Source organism: Escherichia sp. F1, assembly GCF_046764225.1.
In the GTDB taxonomy this organism is placed as follows: Bacteria; Pseudomonadota; Gammaproteobacteria; order Enterobacterales; family Enterobacteriaceae; genus Escherichia; species Escherichia coli.
The window spans coordinates 2,071,693-2,094,736 of sequence record NZ_CP177202.1; the positions used below are offsets into that span (position 1 = coordinate 2,071,693).

Sequence of the window (23,044 nt, forward strand, 5' to 3'; positions counted from 1 at the left end):
CCAGGCCGAAAAAGCCTAGCGTAATGGAATGATATCGCCTTGCCAACCCTGTGATGAACGCTGACCGACTAACAATAATGAACCACGATCGGCGCGAACGATGAGACGACCATGTTCATCCCATAGTGCACTGTTACCACGGGCATTTGCCATCAGCACAGCAATCGAGTACTGATGTGAAAAAAATTGTAAGCGACGGGCCGACGCCAGCAGGTCGGGTTCTCCCAGACATTGCCCTGTCGTAAACAGTGAACAGGTCGGGTCCATATCCATACCTTCCGGTTGTTCATCGACCACCGTGATGGTTCTGGAACGACGGCCCAGACATGCACCATGACTCTGATGGTAGATCCCTGGTGTTTTTCGCCACGGTGCGAACACCGCAATTCCACGAATAAAGCGATCGTTATATTCAACGGGAAGGCCGGCAATGATGGTCATTCGCCAGGTCGTTGCAGCATAACAAAGCGGGTCTAACAGCGAGAGATCGGGTGGGGCAGGAAGGGCACGTCGCGAATAATCACACCCCAGTAAAGAAAGCGATGGAAAAACTAACAGCTGACATTGTTGCCTGGCGGCGGCCCTCACAAACTCCAGATGATGAGCTACCTGTTCGGTCAGTGAGGTTTTACGAGGCTCATATTGCGCTGCTGCAACTTTCCAGAACGACATAATGACTTCCTTTTCAAAATGACTGCAAATTATGGGTGCGGTTTAGAAAATACTCATAATTTAGCAGGCGTTATGTAAGAAAGTGTAACTCTGTATAAGTTTTATTTAAGTTTGGGCTCGTAAGGTAAACGTGACAGATTGACCGAAGCCAAACGGTGGGCGATAAGCCGCTCGCGAAACCAGCTGCGCAAATGTTCAGGCTGTTCACGTTCAACCGCTTCAGCGATCACCGGCATATTGTAGCGTTCTTTAAATGCCACCCCGGCCGCCGCCAAATCGACATTCACTTTATCCATTTCTGTTTGATCCAGTTTAGCCAGATTCTTCAGCATTCTTAATCTCCTCATCATTCGCGGGCAAAAGTTACTAAGAGTGAGCCTGGATGGCAAGCCGGAATTGATGATCCTCGACTCAGACATTAGACAAGGTTATGCTCTGTAAAAAAGTTATTACAAAAAGGAATAGATAATATGACTTCAACTGCACGCTCCCTTCGCTACGCGCTGGCAATCCTGACCACTTCGTTGGTGACACCTTCCGTCTGGGCACATGCGCATTTAACGCATCAGTATCCTGCGGCAAACGCGCAAGTGACAGCTGCCCCGCAGGCAATCACTTTAAACTTCTCGGAAGGCGTTGAAACAGGATTCAGTGGTGCAAAAATCACGGGGCCAAAAAACGAAAATATTAAAACATTACCGGCGAAGCGGAATGAGCAGGACCAAAAGCAACTGATTGTTCCACTGGCCGATTCGCTGAAACCCGGAACCTACACCGTTGACTGGCATGTTGTTTCGGTGGACGGGCATAAAACGAAAGGACACTACACCTTTAGCGTGAAATAAATCATGCTGGCGTTTACCTGGATCGCGCTGCGATTTATCCATTTCACCTCGCTGATGCTGGTCTTTGGCTTCGCAATGTACGGTGCCTGGCTGGCACCCTTAACGATTCGTCGCTTGCTGACGAAGCGTTTTCTGCGTTTACAACAGCACGCTGCCGTCTGGAGTTTGAGCAGTGCCACTGCAATGCTCGCCGTTCAGGGCGGGTTGATGGGAACGGGATGGACAGATGTATTTTCGCCAAATATTTGGCAGGCTGTTTTGCAAACGCAGTTTGGTGGCGTCTGGTTATGGCAAATTGTTCTCGCCCTCGTAACGTTGATCGTTGCCCTTATGCAACCGCGGAATATGCCACGTTTGCTGTTTATGCTCACTACCGCGCAATTTTTTCTGCTGGCGGGAGTCGGGCATGCGACGCTGAATGAAGGGGTAACGGCGAAAATCCATCAGACTAATCACGCGATTCACCTGATCTGTGCGGCGGCGTGGTTTGGGGGATTACTGCCGGTGCTCTGGTGTATGCAACTCATCAAAGGCCGTTGGCGACACCAGGCTATTCAGGCGCTGATGCGTTTTTCCTGGTGCGGGCATTTTGCGGTGATCGGCGTACTGGCAAGCGGCGTGCTTAATGCATTGTTGATTACCGGATTTCCCCCCACGCTTACGACTTACTGGGGCCAACTCTTATTGCTCAAAGCCATCCTGGTGATGATTATGGTGGTCATTGCGCTGGCTAATCGTTATGTTCTTGTACCGCGCATGAGGCAGGATGAAGATCGTGCGGCACCCTGGTTTGTGTGGATGACTAAACTCGAATGGGCGATAGGTGCGGTAGTGCTGGTGATCATCAGCCTGCTTGCGACTCTCGAACCTTTTTGATGGATTACGAAAATGATGAAAAAAAGTATTCTGGCGTTTCTGTTACTCACCAGTTCTGCAGCGGCGCTGGCGGCACCGCAGGTGATTACCGTCAGCCGTTTTGAAGTGGGTAAAGACAAATGGGCGTTTAATCGCGAAGAGGTGATGCTGACTTGCCGACCGGGTAATGCTTTGTATGTCATCAACCCAAGTACCCTCGTGCAGTATCCTTTAAACGATATCGCACAAAAGGAAGTTACCAGTGGGAAGACTAAAGCCCAGCCCATTTCGGTGATTCAGATTGATGACCCTAACAATCCAGATGAAAAAATGAGTCTGGCACCGTTTATAGAGCGAGCTGAAAAACTCTGTTAATTACCTAAAATAGCCTTTTGATTTCCAATAAAAAACCGCCTCAGTTCTTTCACCAGAACAGGCGGTTTTTAACATTTAAGCTGATGACCACCACGCTTTTTATTGACCATTTTGCACGCAAACTGGAAAACCTGGCGTCGTCATCTATTCTTAAAGGGCAAGGCAACTAAGCCTGCATTAATGCCAACTTTTAGCGCACGGCTCTCTCCCAAGAGCCATTTCCCTGGACCGAATACAGGAATCGTGTTCGGTCTCTTTTTATCTGTTAAAAGCCAGAAGCATTCCCTTCGCTGACTTTATAGTCAACCATAACACACACTCTACTGTCTGAGTCCAGCGTTTTTTAACATTTTTGTTAAGATTATGTGATCTTTAGCGCGGGAGGAAAATATTGATGAAACAGCCTGCGCCCGTTTATCAGAGAATTGCGGGTCATCAATGGCGACATATCTGGCTTTCAGGCGATATACACGGTTGTCTTGAGCAGTTGCGCCGCAAATTATGGCATTGTGGTTTTGATCCGTGGCGAGATTTACTTATCTCAGTGGGAGACGTTATCGATCGTGGGTCGCAAAGTTTACGTTGCCTGCAGTTACTGGAACAACATTGGGTTCGTGCGGTAAGAGGCAATCATGAACAGATGGCGATGGATGCGCTGGCATCCCAGCAGATGTCTTTGTGGTTGATGAATGGCGGCGACTGGTTTATTGCGCTGGCAGATAATCAACAGAAACAAGCGAAAACGGCGCTGGAAAAATGTCAGTATTTGCCCTTTATTCTTGAAGTACACAGTCGCACCGGCAAACATGTTATTGCCCATGCCGATTATCCGGATGATGTTTATGAATGGCAAAAGGACGTCGATTTGCATCAGGTCTTGTGGAGCCGCTCACGATTACGTGAAGGCCAAAAAGGGCAGGGAATTACAGGTGCTGATCATTTCTGGTTTGGTCATACACCGTTGCGCCATCGCGTGGATATTGGCAACCTGCATTATATTGATACCGGTGCTGTCTTTGGGGGCGAACTGACCCTTGTGCAATTGCAATAATTAAAAATCACCGTACTCCTGTGCAGGTCGCCAGAAACCATCTATAAAATCCTCAATCGGAAAACAACCGCCATGGCGGATCCGTTGATCGCTCATAGAATAAAGACACTGCTGTTCCGTGTTGTAGACATCCACAACAATATCTTCACAACCGCCATCCAGGTAGCAAACAAAAAGTACCAGCGCGAACATTTCATCCCCGAAGTGTGGTGCCGTACCGTTAAGTTTAGGAGAGATTTTACAACGGGGAAATGACCAGGACAAATAACCCGCCATGCCGACGGGTTCTTTTTGGATCAGGCAAGACGCATAATCCAGGCATCAGATTGTTGATCGTAACGGGTACGGTAAAGGACAGAGTGTTCGCCATTTAGCAGGGCAGGGATACTGGTTTCAGCATCCCAGGCATCCAGTTGCATACATAAATCGGGGTCAGATTTACAAGGAATGGTTAACGTTCGATCACCCGGCGATTCGCCGTGTAATTCGCCGTCGTCGATTTCAAAAGCGCCTATGCGCACACTGGTTTTCATCTTCGTGCTCTCCATTTAGCTGCCGATTGTGGTACGACCAGTCCGATCGCACCATTTTTCAGCCTAGTTGAGGCAGCCGAATGTGCCAGTCAAAAAGTGCGCTTTTTTTGTGCGCTGTCATGCGTTACCGGTAAAAAGTTTCCCGTCTCGCACCAGTTCACGCGGGTAGCTGTTTTTCAGTCGCGAACCAATTCGTTTGGCTAAACCAATCGGCTGATGCTGGAAAGTAACCAACACGTCATCCGCCACTGGCGCGGCTTGCGGGTAAACATCGCGCCCGCGATACCACTCCTCCGCTTCTTGCGGTGTCAGTTCAAAAGCGTTCTCGTTGTCGGGGGAGGCAAGGGCAATAACCGCTTCATGCTGCCAGCGATAACCTTTGTTATGCGTTTCGGCAAGTTTAATCCCCAGGCGAGAAAATCGGACTTTACCGATCAGGGCTTCAATGTCTACCGGGAACAACCACAGTTCTTTGTCACGCTGCCAGGGGCGCAGGTTTTCATCCCAGTTTAAGCCAACACTTGCAGCCGCCTGACGAATTTGTCCAGCTTCGCGATCTTTCACCGGGCTGAACGGGAAATTGCCCACTTTGTATTTTGGGGCGGGTAAGGCGGGAATCGCCTGAGTTTTACGCAGACGAGCAACGAAGAAGCCTTCGCAGTCGTAAATTTGTGGGAAAACATGCAAAAAGCCGTCTTCGGTCAGCGCCTTATTTGCACCAGGGAAGAGATCGCCAAGCGGTAAAAACTCTACTGCGTCGGGGTAAGTCTCTTTCAGCCACCGGCAGACGGCTTCATTTTCTTCCTGGTTTAAGGTACAGGTCGAGTAAACCAGCGTACCGCCAGGGCGTAATGCATGAAAGGCGCTGTCGATCAGTTCCCGTTGGGTAGCTGCGATTTCCTGATTGCTTTCGGGTGACCAGTTTTTTAGCGCATCGGGATCTTTACGCACCACGCCTTCGCCGGAGCAGGGAGCGTCCAGCAAAATGGCATCGAACATTTCTGGCAATGCCGCACCAAACACGCGGCCATCAAAATGTGTGAGCGCAACATTACTGATACCACAGCGGCTGATATTGGCATGTAACACTTTTACCCGACTGGCGGAAAACTCATTGGCAAGGATAGCCCCTTCGTTATTCATCCGCGCGGCAATTTGCGTCGTTTTGGAGCCTGGCGCAGCAGCGACATCCATCACCCGCTGTGGTGCATTACCGTCAGCAAACAAGGCGGCGACGGGCAACATTGAACTGGCTTCCTGAATATAAAACAGGCCACTTAAATGCTCGGCGGTACTACCCAACGGCAATGCATCTTCATCGTCGCGTTCAATCCAGAAACCTTCTTCACACCACGGAATTGGCGTAAGCGTCCAGCCATAAGAAGCGGTTAATTGCAGGAAATCAGCAACAGAGATTTTCAGCGTATTAACGCGAATGCTGCGGCGCAACGGGCGCTGACAGGCGGCAAGAAAATCATCAAATGAGAGCGTCGAAGGCATAGCTTCGCGCATTTGTGTCAGAAAGGCGTCCGGGAAATAAACGGTGTGTTGGGCCACGAGCATGTACCACTGGCAAAAAAACAGGCGCGCAGTTTAGCATAAACGCTCCGGCGCAGGCACGCCGGAGCAGTGGGCATTATTTGGGAAGCGCAGTTCCCCATTCACGCCACTCTTTCGGTTCACTTTCCTGCAACAGGAAGTGCTTGCCTTCCTGGGCTTTCGGTGCCAGCGGCGTACCCGGAGGCGTAGCGAAGGCGATGCCGCCACGGATAAACTGGTTAAAGGTGCCGGTTTTCACGACGCCGCCCGTCAGACCAAAGTCCAGACTGTAACCCGATGCCAACCAGAAGACGGAATTGTTACGCACCAGGTGTTGATAGCGTTTACTGATGCGCATCGCAATCATCACGCGATCTGACAATGTCCCCAGCGTCATTCCGGTAACCGTACCGACTTCCAGACCACGGAATAGCACAGGCGTACCGATGCCTAACGAACCGGCTTCCGGCGCTTCAACAATAATGCTTAAGCCATCCAGGTAACGCGAATCAGTTATGGTGGCCTCTTGTAATTCAAAGTCGCGGCGAGGGTTGCCCCGTCCTGGTTCGACGTTGATATACGGCTGGAGGATAGTATCAAGATGCTCAACGCCAGCTGCCGAAATTTGCGGTGTGACAACTGAGAAGCGCGTACCACCGCGAGCAAAGGTCTGGACATATTCCGGATAGAGCACCGCCTTTGCCTGTACTTCATTGCGCGCGGTAATCAGATCCAGCGTCTGGATTTGCCCGATATCAATACCGAGATAGCGAATTGGCATCCCGACCGCCAGTTTTCCGGCATCGAAAGCGTGAAGCGTAATCTGCCCGCCAACCGCACGGGCTGCTGTTTCGGAAGCATACAGAATACGCTTGTCGCCTTTACGCTGACTGGCGCTGGCACCGCTGAGGTTATCGAAGCTAATAGCCCCCTTTAATGCTCTGGAGAGCGGGGATGCCTGTACAGTCAGACCACTACCATTCAGCTGAACTTTCGCCCCACCTTCTGCCCAGAACACGCTGTTGCTGGTCAGAAGGTTGCGATACTCCGGCTTAATATGCAGATCGATATCAAACGCGTTAGCTCGCGGACGCACGGTAATAACTTCACCAACTTCAAATTTACGGTACAGCACTACCGATCCTGCCTGCACATCCGGCAGCGTCTCTGCACTCAAACTCACGGTTGTGGTGGGTAAATCGCTAAGGCTGTTCTCCAGCGCTTTTTCCAGATTGGCATACAGTGGATAGCTGGCTTTCATCTCGCCTTTATCGCCTGGCAGAATACGTATCCCGCCGTTAATCCATTCTGAGGCGCTGGCACCGAGAAACTCAACGCCATCCAGCCCCACCTTCACGTCGACACGGCTGTTGACGACAAATTTGCTATCGCCTTTTACCAGTTCGCGATGCTGAGGCTCGATGGCGACGGTAAAGGTGACGCCTTTGCTGGTGAGTTTACGATCAATAACCTGGCCTACCTGCACGCCGTGAAGAATGAGCGGCTGACCAGCATCAATACCGTAACTTTCCGGCGCGGTCAGGGTCAGTGTCAGAACATCCGGCTCTTGCAGTAGGGCTTTTTCGCCTGGCACAACAACGAACTCTTTGCGTGGCTCGCCATCGCCGGGCACCAACTCGAAGGTTTTGCCGGTCAGCAGGGCGCTGAGATTGGCATCGCTAAGGGATAATTTCGGATTACGTAATTCGATGCGGGTATTTTCACGAAGCAGGGTGACGACGCTGGGATCAACGGTCATTTCCCCAGTGACTTTATCACCAGGATTTAAATCCAGTTTAGTCAGCTGTCCGACTTCCAGCCCCTGATACATTAACGGCGTCGAGTCGGCGGTTAATCCGGCCCCACTCGGCAGTTCCAGTTTGATTATTACGCCACGCTGGCTATGGGCCAGGTCTTCATACAGACCAAAGGTATCTTCCGCCTCGGCAGGTTTCGACTCTTCAGGTGAATCGAAGGCAATCGCACCGTTAACCAGTGCCGCCAGGCTTTCCAGTTTCACCTTCGCGCCACTGATACTGACGTTGGCATCAACGCCGGAAACGTTCCAGAAACGGCTACCTTTTTTCACCAGATCGGTAAAACGCCGCTCGATCAGGACATCAATCACCACGCCTTGCTTGTTGGGATTGATGGCATAGTCGTAGACTTTTCCGACCGGGATCTTGCGGAAATAGACCAATGAACCGCTGTTCAGCGAACCGAGATCGGGGGCTTGCAGGTGGATCATCAGATCGCCATTGTCCAGCCGATATTTCGGTTGGGTATCGAGTGCGACAAAGTGATCCTGCTCTTTACCTTTACCTGGCATCATGCCGATATAGTTACCACCGACGAGGGCGTCCAGCCCGGAGACACCTGCCAGCGAGGCCTTTGGCGTCACCAGCCAGAACTGTGTCTCTTCGCGCAGCGCATCTTTCATATCGGACTTGATGCTGACCTTGACTTCAATCTTACGAAGATCGTCGCTCAGGCTGATATCCTGCACAGTTCCGACTTCAACGCCCTGATAACGAACAGGCGTACGGCCTGGAACAATACCATCCGCCGACATAAAGTCGATGGTGACGGTATTACCCCGGTCCTGATAACTATCCCAAATCAGCCAACCGGCAATCATTAGCGCGATGAATGGCAGCAGCCAGAAAGGTGAGATACGGCGTTTATTTTTAATCTGCGCTTCAGTCGTCGAAGCGGGCGTTTCCTGACTCATGTGCATCCCAAAGTAAGCGGCTGTCCAGCCATTCCACAGCAAGAATAGTCAAAATTACCGCTGCGCCGAAATAAAACGCAGCCGGTCCCATAGTAAAAGCGAGGATCTGATCGCGATTAATCAGCGACATGGTTAAAGATATGACAAACAGGTCGAGCATCGACCAGCGACCAATCCAGGTCACCATCCGCAGTAACAGAATGCGTGTGCGTAAACCTTGCTGGCATTTAAAATGAATACTCAACAGTAAAGTGAACATGACGATCACTTTAGTAAACGGTACCAGAATACTGGCGATAAACACGATTCCGGCGACCGCAATGTTGCTACTTGCCAGCGACATAATCCCGGAAAGAATTGTATCTTCCTGCCGGCCACCATTCAGATAAATGATAGAAATAGGCAACAGGTTGGCAGGTAACAATAAAACGATTGACGCTAACAGCGCCGCCCAGCATTTTTGCAGACTATGACGGCGACGCAGGCGTAGCGGGATATGGCAACGCGGGCAGCGACCACGCTGATCAGGATAGCCGGTAAAATGGCACCCAAGACAAATACGGAGTTTCTCGTCTCTACGCGTAGCGGGGCGCTGTGGATAAAATCGCTCCCACAGTTCTTCGACATTGAGATGTGACAACGTCACCGTCGTTAAAATCACCAACGCCACAAAAGAGAACAAGCCGACACCCGCCTGGATATGGGCATAATCCTGCACCTTTATAGAAGCAACGCCAATGCCGACCAGGTAGATATCGAGCATTACCCACTCTTTCAGTCGCTCAAGCATCAGCAGTACCGGACGTAGATTCATTCCCAGTCGGTTACCAAACCATAAATAAGCTATGGAGGTCACCAGAATGAGGGGGGCACCAATAACGCAAAAAAAGACCATTGATCCCGTTATCGCATCGCCCTGTTTGGTCATTTGCCAGATGCCTTGCATGACGTTGGCGTCAATACGAATGCCTAACAGCCAGATATGCAACAGCGGTTCGCCCCAGGCAAACGGCATAAGCAACAGCATGGTGAAGGCCATTGCCGCCAGGCGCGTTAGCGACCAGTCGCGCCCGTCACGAATTTTTGCCTGACAGCGCGGACAATAGGCACTTTGATGAGAATTTATCTCGGGCAGGCTAAACAGCATGTCACATTGCGGGCAACGTTGGTAATCACCACGCGGCAGTTCCTCACCGATAGCCCTCACTGTTATCTTTTTTGTCGGCGTAATTTGTGGTGTGTTAAGAGCCATGACGTGCCAAATGTAATAAGAATTAACATTAATCTTAACCCATGATGGGAATGATCTTGAGCATTAACGCATTTAATGCTTATTTTAATAGGTTGGCAGTTCCAGGTAAGACAACCAAGTGATTATATAATGAACAAAACAGAATTTTACGCGGATTTAAATCGCGACTTTAACGCGCTGATGGCAGGAGAAACCAGTTTTCTGGCAACGCTTGCTAACACCAGTGCGTTGTTATATGAGCGTCTCAGTGACGTTAACTGGGCAGGTTTTTATTTGCTTGAGGACGATACACTGGTGCTCGGACCATTTCAGGGCAAAATTGCCTGTGTCCGGATACCCGTCGGGCGCGGCGTGTGCGGTACTGCGGTTGCCCGCAATCAAGTACAGCGTATCGAGGATGTTCATGCGTTTGACGGGCATATTGCCTGTGATGCGGCGAGTAATTCTGAAATTGTTCTGCCGCTGGTGGTGAAAAATCAGATTATTGGTGTTCTCGACATCGACAGTACCGTCTTCGGTCGCTTTACAGACGAGGACGAGCAAGGCTTACGTCAGCTTGTGGCACAGCTTGAAAAGGTGCTTGCAACGACGGATTACAAAAAATTCTTTGCGAGCGTCGCAGGATAATCAACGGATAACGTAGCATTTACTGATAGCGTCATTATAATGACGCCTGTTCATGCCTGCGCTTGTTGGCTACGTCCGTTGTAATCAGGAAATTTCATGGAAAATCAACCTAAGTTGAATAGCAGTAAAGAAGTAATCGCGTTTCTGGCCGAACGTTTTCCCCACTGTTTCAGTGCGGAAGGTGAAGCGCGTCCGCTGAAAATCGGTATTTTTCAGGATTTGGTCGATCGTGTTGCCGGGGAAATGAACCTGAGCAAAACGCAATTACGATCCGCTTTACGTCTCTACACTTCGAGCTGGCGTTATCTTTACGGTGTTAAACCCGGCGCAACGCGTGTCGATCTTGACGGCAACCCATGCGGTGAGCTGGACGAGCAACATGTAGAGCATGCTCGCAAGCAGCTTGAAGAAGCGAAAGCGCGTGTTCAGGCACAGCGTGCTGAACAGCAAGCGAAAAAACGCGAAGCTGCCGCAGCTGCTGGTGAGAAAGAAGACGCACCGCGACGCGAACGCAAGCCACGTCCGACCACGCCACGCCGCAAAGAAGGCGCTGAACGTAAACCTCGTGCGCAAAAGCCGGTAGAGAAAGCGCCAAAAACAGTAAAAGCACCTCGCGAAGAACAGCACACCCCGGTTTCTGACATTTCAGCTCTGACTGTCGGACAAGCCCTGAAGGTGAAAGCGGGTCAAAACGCGATGGATGCCACCGTATTAGAAATCACCAAAGACGGCGTCCGCGTCCAGCTGAATTCGGGTATGTCTTTGATTGTGCGCGCAGAACACCTGGTGTTCTGAAACGGAGGCCGGGCCAGGCATGAACATGTTTTTTAGGCTTACCGCGTTAGCTGGCCTGCTTGCAATAGCAGGCCAGACCTTCGCTGTAGAAGATATCACGCGTGCTGATCAAATTCCGGTATTAAAGGAAGAGACGCAGCATGCGACGGTAAGTGAGCGCGTAACGTCGCGCTTCACCCGTTCTCATTATCGCCAGTTCGACCTCGATCAGGCATTTTCGGCCAAAATCTTTGACCGCTACCTGAATCTGCTCGATTACAGCCACAACGTGCTGCTGGCAAGCGATGTTGAACAGTTCGCGAAAAAGAAAACCGAGTTAGGTGATGAACTGCGTTCAGGAAAACTCGACGTTTTCTACGATCTCTACAATCTGGCGCAAAAGCGCCGTTTTGAGCGTTACCAGTACGCTTTGTCGGTACTGGAAAAGCCGATGGATTTTACCGGCAACGACACTTATAACCTTGACCGCAGCAAAGCGCCATGGCCGAAAAACGAGGCTGAGTTGAACGCGCTGTGGGACAGTAAAGTCAAATTCGACGAGTTAAGCCTGAAGCTGGCAGGAAAAACGGATAAAGAAATTCGTGAAACCCTGACTCGCCGCTACAAATTTGCCATTCGTCGTCTGGCGCAAACCAACAGCGAAGATGTTTTCTCGCTGGCAATGACGGCGTTTGCGCGTGAAATCGACCCGCATACCAACTATCTTTCCCCGCGTAATACCGAACAGTTCAACACTGAAATGAGTTTGTCGCTGGAAGGTATTGGCGCAGTTCTGCAAATGGATGATGACTACACCGTTATCAATTCGATGGTGGCAGGTGGTCCGGCAGCGAAGAGTAAAGCTATCAGCGTTGGTGACAAAATTGTCGGTGTTGGTCAAACAGGCAAGCCGATGGTTGACGTGATTGGCTGGCGTCTTGATGATGTGGTTGCCTTAATTAAAGGGCCGAAGGGCAGTAAAGTTCGTCTGGAAATTTTACCTGCTGGTAAAGGGACCAAGACCCGTACTGTAACGTTGACCCGTGAACGTATTCGCCTCGAAGACCGTGCGGTTAAAATGTCGGTGAAGACCGTCGGTAAAGAGAAAGTCGGCGTTCTGGATATTCCAGGTTTCTATGTGGGTTTGACAGACGATGTCAAAGTGCAGTTGCAGAAACTGGAAAAACAGAATGTCAGCAGTGTCATCATCGACCTGCGTAGCAATGGCGGTGGGGCGTTGACCGAAGCGGTATCGCTCTCCGGTCTGTTCATTCCATCCGGTCCGATTGTTCAGGTCCGTGATAACAACGGTAAAGTTCGTGAAGACAGCGATACTGATGGGCAGGTTTTCTATAAAGGCCCGCTGGTGGTGCTGGTTGACCGCTTCAGTGCTTCGGCTTCAGAAATCTTTGCCGCGGCAATGCAGGATTACGGTCGTGCGCTGGTTGTGGGTGAACCGACGTTTGGTAAAGGCACCGTTCAGCAATACCGTTCATTGAACCGTATTTACGATCAGATGTTACGTCCTGAATGGCCAGCGCTGGGTTCTGTGCAGTACACGATCCAGAAATTCTATCGCGTTAACGGCGGCAGTACGCAACGTAAAGGCGTAACGCCAGACATCATCATGCCGACGGGTAATGAAGAAACGGAAACCGGTGAGAAATTCGAAGATAACGCGCTGCCGTGGGATAGCATCGATGCCGCGACCTATGTGAAATCAGGCGATTTAACGGCCTTTGGACCGGAGCTGCTGAAGGAACATAATGCGCGTATCGCGAAAGATCCTGAGTTCCAGAACATCATGAAGGATATCGCGCGCTTCAACGCCATGAAGGACAAGCGCAATATCGTTTCTCTGAATTACGCTGTGCGTGAGAAAGAGAATAATGAAGATGATGCGACGCGTCTGGCGCGTTTGAACGAACGTTTTAAACGCGAAGGTAAACCGGAGTTGAAGAAACTGGATGATCTACCGAAAGATTACCAGGAGCCGGATCCTTATCTGGATGAGACGGTGAATATCGCACTCGATCTGGCAAAGCTTGAAAAAGCCAGACCCGCGGAACAACCCGCTCCCGTCAAGTAATATCAATCAGGCACAAGAAATTGTGCCTGATTTTTTAACAGCGGCAAGATGCCGTAAATCAGATGCTACAAAATGTAAAGTTGTGTCTTTCTGGTGACTTACGCACTATCCAGACTTGAAAATAGTCGCGTAACCCATACGATGTGGGTATCGCATATTGCGTTTTGTTAAACTGAGGTAAAAAGAAAATTATGATGCGAATCGCGCTCTTCCTGCTAACGAACCTGGCCGTAATGGTCGTTTTCGGGCTGGTACTGAGCCTGACAGGGATACAGTCGAGCAGCGTTCAGGGGCTGATGATCATGGCCTTGCTGTTCGGTTTTGGTGGTTCCTTCGTTTCGCTTCTGATGTCCAAATGGATGGCATTACGATCTGTTGGCGGGGAAGTGATCGAGCAACCGCGTAACGAAAGGGAACGTTGGCTGGTCAATACTGTAGCAACCCAGGCTCGTCAGGCGGGGATCGCTATGCCGCAAGTGGCTATCTACCATGCGCCGGACATCAACGCTTTTGCAACCGGTGCGCGCCGTGATGCCTCTCTGGTTGCTGTCAGCACCGGTTTGCTGCAGAACATGAGCCCGGATGAAGCCGAGGCGGTAATTGCTCACGAAATCAGCCACATCGCCAATGGTGATATGGTCACCATGACGCTGATTCAGGGCGTGGTGAACACCTTCGTTATCTTTATTTCCCGTATTCTGGCGCAGCTTGCCGCGGGTTTTATGGGCGGAAATCGTGATGAAGGTGAAGAGAGCAACGGCAACCCGCTGATCTACTTTGCGGTTGCAACGGTTCTGGAACTGGTGTTTGGTATTCTGGCGAGCATTATCACCATGTGGTTCTCGCGTCATCGTGAATTCCACGCTGATGCCGGTTCGGCAAAACTGGTTGGTCGCGAGAAAATGATTGCCGCGCTGCAGCGCCTGAAAACCAGCTATGAACCGCAAGAAGCAACCAGCATGATGGCTTTCTGTATTAACGGTAAGTCGAAATCGCTCAGTGAGTTGTTCATGACTCACCCGCCGCTGGATAAACGTATTGAAGCTCTGCGTACGGGTGAATACCTGAAGTAATATGAAGTAAATACTAAAAAGCGCGTCCTGATCGACGCGCTTTTTTTATGCCCTGGCTCGTGGCTGAGTGATACGTAAACCACTGACACAGGCAGCAATCACTGCCAGAATAGCCGCAGCCATCAGCGAGACGTGCGTACCATTATCACCAAACTGATTTAGCATCAGCGCCACCAGTGCCGCGCCGCTACTCTGACCCAGTAGACGAGCCGTCCCTAACATGCCACTGGCCCCACCGCTACGTTCGCGCGGAGCGGAGGTTATAATGGTGTGGTTATTGGGTGACTGGAATAAGCCAAATCCAGCGCCACATAAGATCATCGGCCAGATAATATTGATATCCGCAGGTGACGCGGGCAGCAGAACCAGGGAAAAAAGCCCCGCAGCCATGATGAACAACCCTAAAGCACCCAGCAATCCTGCATGTACGCGTTCAATCAAATAGCCTGCCAGCGGAGCCATCACCATTGTTGCTAACGGCCACGGTGTCAGAAGTAAACCTGTTTCGACTTCACTACGCCCGAGCACGGTTTGCAGGTAAAAGGGCAGGGAAACCATTGCCAGCATTTGTGCGCAGAAAGAGCAAACAGATGTGCAAATAGAAAGTGAAAACAGCGGGATACGCAGTAAATCCACCGGTAGCAGCGGTACGGGAAGAGAAAGCTGGCGGCGAATAAAGAAAATACCAACGACAACCATTACCACCAGTTCCGCGCCAATCAACGTCAGCGATTGCCCCTGAGCGAAACCACTCAATGCAGTAATAAGCAGGCCGAAGGTTAACGCGTTCATCACGGCGCTGGGCAGGTCGAAACGGGGTTTACTGGCACGAGAGCCATTGGGTGGCAGAAAACGCATGGCCAGAAGCAGGGCGATAATACCCAACGGTACGTTGATTAAAAATAACCATTTCCAGGATGCGATGGAGAGGATTGCTGCAGCAATTGTCGGCCCGGCAGCAGAAGAGACGGCAACAATAAACGAGTTTACGCCCATCCCTCTACCCAGAAAACGTTGTGGATAGATCAGGCGGATAAGTGCGGTATTAACGCTCATCAACGCTGCACCGCCGAAACCTTGTATGACACGCGCAAGGGTGAGCATTTGCAGCGAATCAGAAAGGGCGCAGAACAGTGAAGACAACAGAAAAACGACCAGACCGCATTTATAAATACGTCGATAGCCAAACATATCGCCCAGAAACGAAAATGAGAGCAGGGAGATGACAATGGCGATTTGATAGGCGTTCACTACCCAGATGGAACTGGCCGGTGTGGCATGAAGGTCCGTGGCGATTGTTGGCAAGGCGACGTTGGCGATTGCGCCGTCAAGGACAGCCATCGAAATACCAATCACAATGGTTAATATCGCACCGTATCGCTGGGGCAACGGCAGGCCGTCGGCCTGAACTTTTGGCATAGGAATTTTATATCTTTGGTGAATAATCAACAGGGGTAAGATTCTAGCACTGATATTCACGGTGGATGTCGCAGAATTGTAACTAACCGGCAAAAGATGGATTGCGACCACCCAGGTGCGAAATTATAATAAAAAACAGTTCTGATTTTTATAAAACACTCGCAATGAGGTGATAAATGGCTAACGCAGATCTGGATAAACAGCCTGATTCTGTATCTTCCGTGCTGAAAGTTTTTGGCATTTTGCAGGCGCTGGGTGAAGAGCGCGAAATAGGGATAACCGAGCTGTCGCAGCGCGTCATGATGTCAAAAAGCACCGTTTATCGCTTTTTACAGACCATGAAAACCCTGGGTTATGTGGCGCAGGAAGGGGAGTCGGAGAAATATTCCCTGACCCTGAAATTGTTTGAACTGGGCGCTCGCGCGTTACAAAACGTCGATTTAATTCGTAGCGCAGATATCCAGATGCGTGAGATCTCCCGCCTGACGAAAGAAACTATCCACCTCGGCGCACTGGACGAAGACAGTATTGTTTACATCCACAAAATTGACTCTATGTATAATTTGCGCATGTATTCACGGATTGGGCGTCGTAATCCACTGTACAGCACCGCGATTGGTAAGGTACTGCTGGCATGGCGCGATCGCGATGAAGTGAAGCAAATTCTTGAGGGCGTGGAGTATAAACGCAGTACCGAGCGGACCATCACCAGTACAGAAGCGTTATTACCCGTTCTGGACCAGGTGCGTGAGCAGGGGTATGGCGAAGATAACGAAGAGCAGGAAGAAGGGCTGCGATGCATTGCGGTTCCGGTATTTGATCGCTTTGGCGTGGTCATTGCCGGTCTTAGCATCTCCTTCCCGACGTTGCGTTTCTCTGAAGAGCGTTTACAGGAATATGTCGCAATGTTGCATACCGCGGCGCGCAAAATTTCTGCCCAAATGGGTTATCACGACTATCCATTCTGATGAGAGTAAGAACCTGTCTGAATATCAAACAGACAGGTTCTTTATTTAGCATGAGAAAAATAAAGTTGAAGGTGGCGTTATATTAAACGCACTTGCGATAAGAATATTTTACTCATGAGTGAGAATCTGGTTATTTATTACCCTTAACCATTATCGACCACAATATTGCTTTTACGTAACAACGGGCAATCTGTTATCCCCAGAAAACCACTTTTAGTGTGCAGGTATTGTACCGTGCTGGTGCCTCTGGCGGTCAGATAGGTACATTGCAAACCTAATCCCGCGGCATTCTCTTTGCTTCCAATCAAAACGCCATATCCGCTGAGTAATAATCCTATCCATACCAGTGCTATCAGCATAACTGTGCGAATGATGAATCGCATTACAACCTCTTCTCTTTTTATGTTCGCTTAATCGTAGCGGCAATATGCGCTGAAGCAAGCGACTCATTCTGAAAAAGCACGAATATCGACATAGTTAGGCGCTGTTTAACTAACGCATGCTAGTTTAATGACATAAGGTAGGTGAAACGGAGATTGGAGTGAAAAAGTTTCGATGGGTCGTTCTGGTTGTCGTGGTGTTGGCTTGCTTGCTGCTTTGGGCGCAGGTATTCAACATGATGTGCGATCAGGATGTACAATTTTTCAGCGGAATTTGTGCCATTAACCAGTTTATCCCGTGGTGATATCATTTTTTCAGCACTAGATTTTCTTCCTCTCCAGCAGTGGTAGAATAGCGCCTCTACTCAGAGGTGGTGAAATGAACGAAGTTGTAAATTCAGGCGTGATGAACATTGCGTCTTTGGTTGTATCGGTGGTGGTTCTTTTTATCGGGCTTATCTTGTGGTTTTTTATCAATCGTGCCAGTTCACGGACTAACGAACAGATTGAACTGCTTGAGGCGTTGCTGGATCAGCAAAAACGTCAAAATGCTCTGTTACGTCGTTTGTGCGAAGCAAACGAACCTGAGAAAGCAGATAAAAAGACCGTTGAGAGTCAAAAATCGGTTGAAGACGAAGATATTATTCGTCTGGTCGCCGAACGATAATCCTTCCTCAATCTTGAGTAACCCCGTCGTTGAAGGGTTACTCAATTCATCCTGATTATACGCACTGTCATGGTGCAACTGCTTCAAATTAAAACTCTGGTCTGACTTCAAATAATTATCATATTATTTATTTGCGTAACGGGATATCAGAAAAAGATATTTAGCCCATTAATTTATTAGGATGTTTACATCGGATTTGTGATTAAGCGTGGTATTATTTATTAGCGAAACGTTTCTCTCTTGATTTTTTTGCGCATTCATCAATTTTTCTTATTTTAAATTTACAATACCTTTGGCGATTGACTTCTCTTTGGAGTGATTGATAGCCGTTAACTGACTGTTTTATGAGAAAAAGTGATATAACTTTTTATTCATTGCATAGCAGAAAATGTGATATTGCACGCACTATGTAATAACTTCTCCCACTGGCCTGGAACAACTGAACTTATTGAACTATGTTAGAAAATACGTCAGTTTAAGTATCTGCCTGAACTGGCAAGGTTAAGCACAATGATATATCGGCGCGTATTCCGTTGCATAAGTGTGCAAAAAAAGTGGAAGACGTATCGAGATTTGTGCGTCTGATCGAGACATGTTTAAAAATGGCTTGCCATAATTAACGTTGTATGTGATAACAGATTTCGGGTTAAACGAGGTACAGTTCTGTTTATGTGTGGCATTTTCAGTAAAGAAGTCCTGAGTAAACACGTTGACGTTGAATACCGCTTCTCTGCCGAGCCTTATATTGGTGCCTCATGCAGTAATGTGTCAGTTTTATCTATGTTATGCCTGCGGGCGAAGAAAACAATCTAAGGAATTTTTCAAATGGCAAAGATTAAAGGTCAGGTTAAGTGGTTCAACGAGTCTAAAGGTTTTGGCTTCATTACTCCGGCTGATGGCAGCAAAGACGTGTTCGTACACTTCTCTGCTATCCAGGGTAATGGTTTCAAAACTCTGGCTGAAGGTCAGAACGTTGAGTTCGAAATTCAGGACGGTCAGAAAGGTCCGGCAGCTGTTAACGTAACAGCTATCTGATCGAATCCACTGATCTGAAGTGTGAATACGCTTCAATCTCGCTATAAAGCCTCGTCGAATGCGAGGCTTTTTACTTTGCTTTATCTTCGCTCCTGGCGTTCGGATATTTGCCCGCCGCGTGATTCGCGTTACACTTGCGGCCTTTAGTATCCTGCCGGAGTTGTCATGTCGTTTTCCTGTCCACTTTGCCATCAGCCTCTTTCGCGTGAAAAAAACAGCTATATCTGTCCCCAGCGACATCAGTTTGATATGGCGAAAGAAGGGTATGTCAATCTGCTGCCCGTTCAGCATAAACGGTCTCGTGATCCGGGCGACAGCGCGGAAATGATGCAAGCACGCCGCGCATTCTTAGATGCCGGACATTATCAGCCACTGCGTGATGCAATTGTCGCCCAACTGCAGGAACGGCTTGATGAAAAGGCCACGGCGGTGCTGGATATTGGCTGTGGTGAAGGGTATTACACACACGCATTTGCCGATGCGTTGCCCGAAATCACCACGTTTGGCCTGGATGTCTCGAAGGTAGCGATAAAAGCGGCGGCGAAACGCTATCCGCAGGTCACTTTTTGTGTTGCTTCCAGCCACCGTTTGCCGTTTTCCGATACCAGTATGGACGCCATAATACGTATTTACGCGCCGTGTAAAGCAGAAGAATTAGCGCGAGTAGTGAAGCCTGGCGGTTGGGTCATTACTGCCACGCCGGGACCGCGACATTTGATGGAGCTGAAGGGGCTGATTTACAATGAAGTACATCTTCATGCACCTCATGCAGAACAACTGGAAGGTTTTACATTACAGCAGAGTGCTGAGTTGTGTTATCCGATGCGTCTTCGCGGTGATGAAGCCGTCGCATTATTGCAGATGACGCCGTTTGCCTGGCGTGCGAAGCCAGAAGTCTGGCAAACACTGGCAGCAAAAGAAGTGTTCGACTGCCAGACGGACTTTAATATTCACCTCTGGCAGCGTTCTTATTAACCGTGGAAGTGCGTCCAGAGGATCTGGACGCCGATGCCGATCAGCACCAGCCCGCCGAGAATTTCCGCTTTTTTCCCAATAATTGAGCCGATAAAGCGACCAACCATCATCCCTAATGTCGACATAATCAAGGTTGCACAACCAATGGCCAATGCGGTCGCGATAATGTTGACCTGCAGGAAAGCAAGACCAACACCCACAGCCATGGCATCCAGGCTGGTGGCAATCGCGGTGGTTACCAGTAGCCAGAAACCGTGTCGACGGCGCGGCTCTTCATCTTCATCATCTGCGCCACGAAAACCCTCAATAATCATTCGCCCGCCGAGGAATATCAGCAGCACAAACGCAATCCAGTGGTTCCATTCAAGGACAAACCGGCTGGCTAACATGCCCATTCCCCAGCCGATCAGCGGCGTCAGGGTTTCGACAGCACCAAAAATAAGGCCGGTTCGCAACGCTTCAGAAAATTTCGGTTTATGGAGGGTGGCACCTTTACCGATTGATGCAGCAAATGCATCCATCGACATACCAAACGCAAGAAGAACAGTAGCAGTGATATTCATGACAACGTCCTGACCGGGGTATCCATAAAACACATCATCGCCCCCAGCAAACATGCATACATGAACAACAAGCCGCGATGGGTTTTCGCGTTCATGCAGGCATAGCGATTGATGTGCATATGGTCTCGCCTGACTGAAAGTGTTCAGTCCGTACGTGCCACGTTTTGCAACGAGTATGTTGACACGTACATTTCCGGAATCTGGAAATCGGCTACTCCCCAAATGAGGGCGCAACCTTAACATATTTTGAGAATATAAAACAACTGTTGGAATATATTATTTCATTGCTTTATTGATAACGATTTTCATTTAGATTTATATATCAATGAAACGTTAAAATAAATAACAAATAAGGGAAGAGGTAATATAGCCTAAGCTATGTCTGATTATTAAAAATACACTAAACATAGCTTTGGCTAAATTCATAACTTATTGAGTTGAAACGAGAAGCTTATAAATTTTTTCCAGATCGTCGATATTTCGAACGCGGATTAACAGCCGACGCTGTTCTAATTGCATCACCAACACGCCATCTTCCGACAAGTTCATCGCTTTGATTCGGCTATATTCAATCCAGACATTGGCGAAGAAAAAACCTTTTTGTTTAAAGATGATCTTCGGAACGCGGATCCAGAATATATAAAAACCCATCAGAGCCAGTGCACTTAATAACCATGTTGTTATTAGCGCGCCATGATTCGTGACGTTGTTATAGATAAGAATGACAATCAATCCGACGAAGATAACGCTATCGATGCGACCACGCCGGAGCAAAGGAATTGCCAGCAGAGTGGGGCCGTTACGGCGGGGCATGATGAACTGATCGTAGATCGCGAAGGCCAGGAGTGCGGCGATGAAAAGAATCAGTACCAGGTCCGTGATTGTCATTAATCCTCCAGATAAAAAAAACGGGGCCAAAAGGCCCCGGTAGTGTACAACAGTCTTACAGTCCCAGCAGGCCGCAAGCGTAACCAGCGATACCGATGACGAAGAAGCCAACGATGATCCACAGCGGGTTAACTTTTTTGCGCAGTAGCCACATACAAGCAAAGGTCAGCAGCAGTGGTACCAGGCCTGGCATTAACTGGTCCAGAATAGTCTGGACAGTGGTAACGTGTTCTTTGCCCGTCTGGTCAGTAATGCGAGAGACAACCAGCGGGATGTTGACATGTGTCCACTTGTTAACCAATGCCCCCATGACAAACAGGCCGAGAATAGACGCCCCTTCCGTCAGTTTTTGCAGGAAGCCACCACCCATATCTTTAACGATATCGATACCTTTGGAGTAACCATACGCTACGCCGTAGTAACGGGTTGCCAGACGCACCAGGTTAAACAAGATGAAGAACAGCAGCGGACCTAACAGGCTGCCGCTCATTGCGATACCGGCACCCAGCGCTGCAAATACCGGTCGTACGGTTCCCCAGAAGATCGGGTCGCCTACACCAGCCAGCGGCCCCATCAAACCGACTTTGATACCGTTGATAGCACCGTCATCGATCTCTGCGCCATTAGCACGCTGTTCTTCCAGCGCCAGGGTTACGCCGAGAATCGGCGCAGCCACGAACGGCTGGGTGTTAAAGAACTCCAGGTGACGGCGAATAGCTTGTTTACGAGCTTCGTTGTTCTCAGGGTAGAGGCGACGAATTGCCGGTACCATAGAGAAGCAGAAACCCAGTGCCTGCATACGTTCGAAGTTCCATGAACCCTGGAAGAGGTTAGAACGCAGGAAGACGCCACGAATATCACTTTGAGTGAGTTTTTTCTCGGTGGTAGTTTGAGTTGTATCAACCATTTCGCTCACCTGTTAGTCCAGTTCGTTATCGAGATCGTTGTTACCAGCTGCCTGAGCAGGCGCACCGGCTACGCGGTTGTATTTCGGGCTAAGTTGGATGTAGAGCACTGCCATAACAGTACCAATCACACCCAGAGCAACCAGGTTAAAGTTGGTGAATGCTGCGGTTACGAAGCCGAGGTAGAAGAACGGCATCAGGTAGCCAGCACGCATCATGTTGATAACCATCGCATAACCAACCACCACGATCATGCCACCGGCGATATTCAGACCATTGGTCACCACTTCCGGAATCGCGTTCAGCATGTTCTGTACTTCGCTGGTACCAACAGACAGCGCAACGATGACGGCCGGAATAGCCACACGCATTGCTTGCAGGAACAGAGAAGAAACGTGGATCCAGGAAATCGCTGTCAGGTTGCCGTTATCAGCAGCCTTATCCGCAGCGTGCTGGAAAGCAACGGTAATAGTACGAACGATGATGGTCAGTACCTGGCCCGCAGCGGCCAGAGGGATTGCCAGTGCGATACCTGCACCAATGCTCTGATGACCTGCGATAACCAGAATAGTAGAAATGATGGAAGCCAGAGCGGCGTCAGGCGCAACTGCAGCACCGATGTTCATCCAGCCCAGCGCGATCATTTCCAGCGTACCACCGATAATAATACCGGTTTTCATATCGCCAAGAACGATACCCACCAGGGTACACGCGATTAGCGGACGGTGAAACTGAAATTCATCGAGGATTGATCCCATACCTGCGATACAGGCTACGATAAATACCAGCACAATTTGAAGAGTGGTAATCTCCATTGTACTTCTCCTG

At 49.5% G+C, this 23,044-nt stretch carries 28 protein-coding genes; 14 read left to right on the forward strand and 14 right to left on the reverse strand.

Annotated elements, in window-relative coordinates:
- Positions 1-15: 15 nt before the first annotated feature.
- Together yobB and holE are read right to left on the reverse strand one after the other, a co-directional pair.
- Entirely contained in the window at positions 16-672 is a 657-nt protein-coding gene (yobB, locus tag ACK8NJ_RS09985) for a carbon-nitrogen hydrolase family protein YobB (protein WP_000011651.1), read from the reverse strand.
- Between the two features lie 101 nt (positions 673-773).
- Entirely contained in the window at positions 774-1,004 is a 231-nt protein-coding gene (gene holE / locus ACK8NJ_RS09990) for a DNA polymerase III subunit theta (RefSeq protein ID WP_000916763.1), read from the reverse strand.
- A gap of 138 nt (positions 1,005-1,142) precedes the next feature.
- On the opposite strand from holE, the gene yobA reads away from it, so the two are divergent.
- From yobA to pphA, 4 genes are all read left to right on the forward strand, one after another.
- Positions 1,143-1,517, forward strand: coding sequence for a CopC domain-containing protein YobA (gene yobA / locus ACK8NJ_RS09995; RefSeq protein ID WP_000204700.1), 375 nt, complete (start codon positions 1,143-1,145; stop codon positions 1,515-1,517).
- 3 nt (positions 1,518-1,520) lie between these two features.
- Positions 1,521-2,393, forward strand: coding sequence for a copper homeostasis membrane protein CopD (copD, locus tag ACK8NJ_RS10000; RefSeq protein WP_411962401.1), 873 nt, complete (start codon positions 1,521-1,523; stop codon positions 2,391-2,393).
- Between the two features lie 12 nt (positions 2,394-2,405).
- Positions 2,406-2,747 carry a YebY family protein gene (locus ACK8NJ_RS10005; protein WP_281987100.1) on the forward strand — a complete coding sequence of 114 codons (342 nt, stop codon included), beginning with the start codon at positions 2,406-2,408 and terminating at the stop codon, positions 2,745-2,747.
- A 394-nt stretch (positions 2,748-3,141) separates the two neighbouring features.
- The gene (pphA, locus tag ACK8NJ_RS10010) at positions 3,142-3,798 is read left to right on the forward strand and encodes a protein-serine/threonine phosphatase (protein ID WP_281987099.1); all 657 of its coding nucleotides are present in this window, start codon (positions 3,142-3,144) and stop codon (positions 3,796-3,798) included.
- On the opposite strand, the gene ACK8NJ_RS10015 is transcribed toward pphA, so the two are convergent.
- The 5 genes from ACK8NJ_RS10015 to yebS form a co-directional block, all read right to left on the reverse strand.
- Positions 3,799-3,990 (reverse strand): YebW family protein, encoded by a 192-nt coding sequence (locus ACK8NJ_RS10015; protein WP_001296140.1) that lies wholly within the window; start codon positions 3,988-3,990, stop codon positions 3,799-3,801.
- 104 nt (positions 3,991-4,094) lie between these two features.
- Positions 4,095-4,331: a YebV family protein gene (locus tag ACK8NJ_RS10020; RefSeq protein ID WP_001295499.1), complete on the reverse strand. Its 237-nt coding sequence runs from the start codon at positions 4,329-4,331 to the stop codon at positions 4,095-4,097.
- Between the two features lie 117 nt (positions 4,332-4,448).
- Positions 4,449-5,888: a 16S rRNA (cytosine(1407)-C(5))-methyltransferase RsmF gene (gene rsmF / locus ACK8NJ_RS10025; RefSeq protein WP_411962402.1), complete on the reverse strand. Its 1,440-nt coding sequence runs from the start codon at positions 5,886-5,888 to the stop codon at positions 4,449-4,451.
- Positions 5,889-5,967: 79 nt separating this feature from the next.
- Complete coding sequence (gene yebT / locus ACK8NJ_RS10030) at positions 5,968-8,601, reverse strand: lipid-binding membrane homeostasis protein YebT (protein WP_411962403.1); 2,634 nt, start codon at positions 8,599-8,601, stop codon at positions 5,968-5,970.
- The gene (yebS, locus tag ACK8NJ_RS10035; RefSeq protein WP_411962404.1) at positions 8,570-9,853 is read right to left on the reverse strand and encodes a membrane integrity lipid transport subunit YebS; all 1,284 of its coding nucleotides are present in this window, start codon (positions 9,851-9,853) and stop codon (positions 8,570-8,572) included. The genes yebT and yebS overlap by 32 nt, the downstream gene beginning before the upstream one ends.
- A gap of 129 nt (positions 9,854-9,982) precedes the next feature.
- On the opposite strand from yebS, the gene msrC reads away from it, so the two are divergent.
- The 4 genes from msrC to htpX all read left to right on the forward strand — a co-directional run bounded on the left by msrC (position 9,983) and on the right by htpX (position 14,416).
- Complete coding sequence (gene msrC / locus ACK8NJ_RS10040; RefSeq protein WP_024193251.1) at positions 9,983-10,480, forward strand: L-methionine (R)-S-oxide reductase; 498 nt, start codon at positions 9,983-9,985, stop codon at positions 10,478-10,480.
- 96 nt (positions 10,481-10,576) lie between these two features.
- Positions 10,577-11,275 carry an RNA chaperone ProQ gene (gene proQ / locus ACK8NJ_RS10045; protein WP_000431370.1) on the forward strand — a complete coding sequence of 233 codons (699 nt, stop codon included), beginning with the start codon at positions 10,577-10,579 and terminating at the stop codon, positions 11,273-11,275.
- A 19-nt stretch (positions 11,276-11,294) separates the two neighbouring features.
- Complete coding sequence (gene prc / locus ACK8NJ_RS10050) at positions 11,295-13,343, forward strand: carboxy terminal-processing peptidase (RefSeq protein WP_001055785.1); 2,049 nt, start codon at positions 11,295-11,297, stop codon at positions 13,341-13,343.
- Between the two features lie 191 nt (positions 13,344-13,534).
- Complete coding sequence (gene htpX, locus ACK8NJ_RS10055) at positions 13,535-14,416, forward strand: protease HtpX (RefSeq protein ID WP_000984517.1); 882 nt, start codon at positions 13,535-13,537, stop codon at positions 14,414-14,416.
- Positions 14,417-14,461: 45 nt separating this feature from the next.
- Here htpX and ACK8NJ_RS10060 read toward each other — a convergent pair whose 3' ends face one another.
- Positions 14,462-15,835 (reverse strand): MFS transporter, encoded by a 1,374-nt coding sequence (locus ACK8NJ_RS10060; protein ID WP_001308706.1) that lies wholly within the window; start codon positions 15,833-15,835, stop codon positions 14,462-14,464.
- Positions 15,836-16,011: 176 nt separating this feature from the next.
- Here ACK8NJ_RS10060 and kdgR point away from each other — a divergent pair, with 176 nt between their 5' ends.
- The gene (gene kdgR, locus ACK8NJ_RS10065) at positions 16,012-16,803 is read left to right on the forward strand and encodes a DNA-binding transcriptional regulator KdgR (protein WP_001262182.1); all 792 of its coding nucleotides are present in this window, start codon (positions 16,012-16,014) and stop codon (positions 16,801-16,803) included.
- A 143-nt stretch (positions 16,804-16,946) separates the two neighbouring features.
- Here kdgR and ACK8NJ_RS10070 read toward each other — a convergent pair whose 3' ends face one another.
- Positions 16,947-17,186 carry a YobH family protein gene (locus ACK8NJ_RS10070; RefSeq protein ID WP_001211011.1) on the reverse strand — a complete coding sequence of 80 codons (240 nt, stop codon included), beginning with the start codon at positions 17,184-17,186 and terminating at the stop codon, positions 16,947-16,949.
- Positions 17,187-17,344: 158 nt separating this feature from the next.
- Here ACK8NJ_RS10070 and mgrB point away from each other — a divergent pair, with 158 nt between their 5' ends.
- The 5 genes from mgrB (at position 17,345) to rlmA (ending at position 19,860) form a co-directional block, all read left to right on the forward strand.
- Positions 17,345-17,488, forward strand: a complete 144-nt coding sequence (gene mgrB, locus ACK8NJ_RS10075) for a PhoP/PhoQ regulator MgrB (protein WP_000714550.1) — start codon at positions 17,345-17,347, stop codon at positions 17,486-17,488.
- Between the two features lie 74 nt (positions 17,489-17,562).
- Positions 17,563-17,850, forward strand: a complete 288-nt coding sequence (locus ACK8NJ_RS10080; RefSeq protein ID WP_001006855.1) for a YebO family protein — start codon at positions 17,563-17,565, stop codon at positions 17,848-17,850.
- Between the two features lie 669 nt (positions 17,851-18,519).
- On the forward strand, positions 18,520-18,663 hold the full coding sequence (locus ACK8NJ_RS10085) for a DUF2627 domain-containing protein (RefSeq protein WP_001295496.1): 144 nt from the start codon (positions 18,520-18,522) through the stop codon (positions 18,661-18,663).
- Between the two features lie 12 nt (positions 18,664-18,675).
- On the forward strand, positions 18,676-18,885 hold the full coding sequence (cspE, locus tag ACK8NJ_RS10090) for a transcription antiterminator/RNA stability regulator CspE (RefSeq protein WP_001062678.1): 210 nt from the start codon (positions 18,676-18,678) through the stop codon (positions 18,883-18,885).
- Between the two features lie 165 nt (positions 18,886-19,050).
- Positions 19,051-19,860, forward strand: coding sequence for a 23S rRNA (guanine(745)-N(1))-methyltransferase (gene rlmA, locus ACK8NJ_RS10095; protein ID WP_000010109.1), 810 nt, complete (start codon positions 19,051-19,053; stop codon positions 19,858-19,860).
- On the opposite strand, the gene mntP is transcribed toward rlmA, so the two are convergent.
- From mntP to manY, 5 genes are all read right to left on the reverse strand, one after another.
- Entirely contained in the window at positions 19,857-20,423 is a 567-nt protein-coding gene (gene mntP / locus ACK8NJ_RS10100; RefSeq protein ID WP_001296134.1) for a manganese efflux pump MntP, read from the reverse strand. The genes rlmA and mntP overlap by 4 nt on opposite strands.
- Complete coding sequence (locus ACK8NJ_RS10105) at positions 20,420-20,542, reverse strand: hypothetical protein (protein WP_000547919.1); 123 nt, start codon at positions 20,540-20,542, stop codon at positions 20,420-20,422. The genes mntP and ACK8NJ_RS10105 overlap by 4 nt, the downstream gene beginning before the upstream one ends.
- Positions 20,543-20,852: 310 nt before the next feature.
- On the reverse strand, positions 20,853-21,311 hold the full coding sequence (locus ACK8NJ_RS10110; protein WP_000156255.1) for a DUF986 family protein: 459 nt from the start codon (positions 21,309-21,311) through the stop codon (positions 20,853-20,855).
- A 55-nt stretch (positions 21,312-21,366) separates the two neighbouring features.
- Positions 21,367-22,218: a PTS mannose transporter subunit IID gene (gene manZ / locus ACK8NJ_RS10115; RefSeq protein WP_000228655.1), complete on the reverse strand. Its 852-nt coding sequence runs from the start codon at positions 22,216-22,218 to the stop codon at positions 21,367-21,369.
- A gap of 12 nt (positions 22,219-22,230) precedes the next feature.
- Positions 22,231-23,031, reverse strand: coding sequence for a PTS mannose transporter subunit IIC (manY, locus tag ACK8NJ_RS10120; protein ID WP_000406926.1), 801 nt, complete (start codon positions 23,029-23,031; stop codon positions 22,231-22,233).
- Between the last annotated feature and the right edge of the window lie 13 nt (positions 23,032-23,044).

What these genes read in the sequence shown, in the direction of transcription:
- ACK8NJ_RS10080 (WP_001006855.1), top strand. Translation starts at nt 17,563, where the DNA reads ATGAACGAAGTTGTAAATTCAGGCGTGATGAACATTGCGTCTTTGGTT.
- yobB (WP_000011651.1), bottom strand. Translation starts at nt 672, where the DNA reads ATGTCGTTCTGGAAAGTTGCAGCAGCGCAATATGAGCCTCGTAAAACC.
- proQ (WP_000431370.1), top strand. Translation starts at nt 10,577, where the DNA reads ATGGAAAATCAACCTAAGTTGAATAGCAGTAAAGAAGTAATCGCGTTT.
- htpX (WP_000984517.1), top strand. Translation starts at nt 13,535, where the DNA reads ATGATGCGAATCGCGCTCTTCCTGCTAACGAACCTGGCCGTAATGGTC.
- ACK8NJ_RS10020 (WP_001295499.1), bottom strand. Translation starts at nt 4,331, where the DNA reads ATGAAAACCAGTGTGCGCATAGGCGCTTTTGAAATCGACGACGGCGAA.
- manZ (WP_000228655.1), bottom strand. Translation starts at nt 22,218, where the DNA reads ATGGTTGATACAACTCAAACTACCACCGAGAAAAAACTCACTCAAAGT.
- ACK8NJ_RS10015 (WP_001296140.1), bottom strand. Translation starts at nt 3,990, where the DNA reads ATGTTCGCGCTGGTACTTTTTGTTTGCTACCTGGATGGCGGTTGTGAA.
- manY (WP_000406926.1), bottom strand. Translation starts at nt 23,031, where the DNA reads ATGGAGATTACCACTCTTCAAATTGTGCTGGTATTTATCGTAGCCTGT.
- prc (WP_001055785.1), top strand. Translation starts at nt 11,295, where the DNA reads ATGAACATGTTTTTTAGGCTTACCGCGTTAGCTGGCCTGCTTGCAATA.
- pphA (WP_281987099.1), top strand. Translation starts at nt 3,142, where the DNA reads ATGAAACAGCCTGCGCCCGTTTATCAGAGAATTGCGGGTCATCAATGG.
- ACK8NJ_RS10085 (WP_001295496.1), top strand. Translation starts at nt 18,520, where the DNA reads ATGTGTGGCATTTTCAGTAAAGAAGTCCTGAGTAAACACGTTGACGTT.
- kdgR (WP_001262182.1), top strand. Translation starts at nt 16,012, where the DNA reads ATGGCTAACGCAGATCTGGATAAACAGCCTGATTCTGTATCTTCCGTG.
- holE (WP_000916763.1), bottom strand. Translation starts at nt 1,004, where the DNA reads ATGCTGAAGAATCTGGCTAAACTGGATCAAACAGAAATGGATAAAGTG.
- msrC (WP_024193251.1), top strand. Translation starts at nt 9,983, where the DNA reads ATGAACAAAACAGAATTTTACGCGGATTTAAATCGCGACTTTAACGCG.
- mntP (WP_001296134.1), bottom strand. Translation starts at nt 20,423, where the DNA reads ATGAATATCACTGCTACTGTTCTTCTTGCGTTTGGTATGTCGATGGAT.
- cspE (WP_001062678.1), top strand. Translation starts at nt 18,676, where the DNA reads ATGGCAAAGATTAAAGGTCAGGTTAAGTGGTTCAACGAGTCTAAAGGT.
- ACK8NJ_RS10070 (WP_001211011.1), bottom strand. Translation starts at nt 17,186, where the DNA reads ATGCGATTCATCATTCGCACAGTTATGCTGATAGCACTGGTATGGATA.
- copD (WP_411962401.1), top strand. Translation starts at nt 1,521, where the DNA reads ATGCTGGCGTTTACCTGGATCGCGCTGCGATTTATCCATTTCACCTCG.
- rlmA (WP_000010109.1), top strand. Translation starts at nt 19,051, where the DNA reads ATGTCGTTTTCCTGTCCACTTTGCCATCAGCCTCTTTCGCGTGAAAAA.
- ACK8NJ_RS10060 (WP_001308706.1), bottom strand. Translation starts at nt 15,835, where the DNA reads ATGCCAAAAGTTCAGGCCGACGGCCTGCCGTTGCCCCAGCGATACGGT.
- ACK8NJ_RS10110 (WP_000156255.1), bottom strand. Translation starts at nt 21,311, where the DNA reads ATGACAATCACGGACCTGGTACTGATTCTTTTCATCGCCGCACTCCTG.
- ACK8NJ_RS10005 (WP_281987100.1), top strand. Translation starts at nt 2,406, where the DNA reads ATGATGAAAAAAAGTATTCTGGCGTTTCTGTTACTCACCAGTTCTGCA.
- yebS (WP_411962404.1), bottom strand. Translation starts at nt 9,853, where the DNA reads ATGGCTCTTAACACACCACAAATTACGCCGACAAAAAAGATAACAGTG.
- yobA (WP_000204700.1), top strand. Translation starts at nt 1,143, where the DNA reads ATGACTTCAACTGCACGCTCCCTTCGCTACGCGCTGGCAATCCTGACC.
- yebT (WP_411962403.1), bottom strand. Translation starts at nt 8,601, where the DNA reads ATGAGTCAGGAAACGCCCGCTTCGACGACTGAAGCGCAGATTAAAAAT.
- ACK8NJ_RS10105 (WP_000547919.1), bottom strand. Translation starts at nt 20,542, where the DNA reads ATGCACATCAATCGCTATGCCTGCATGAACGCGAAAACCCATCGCGGC.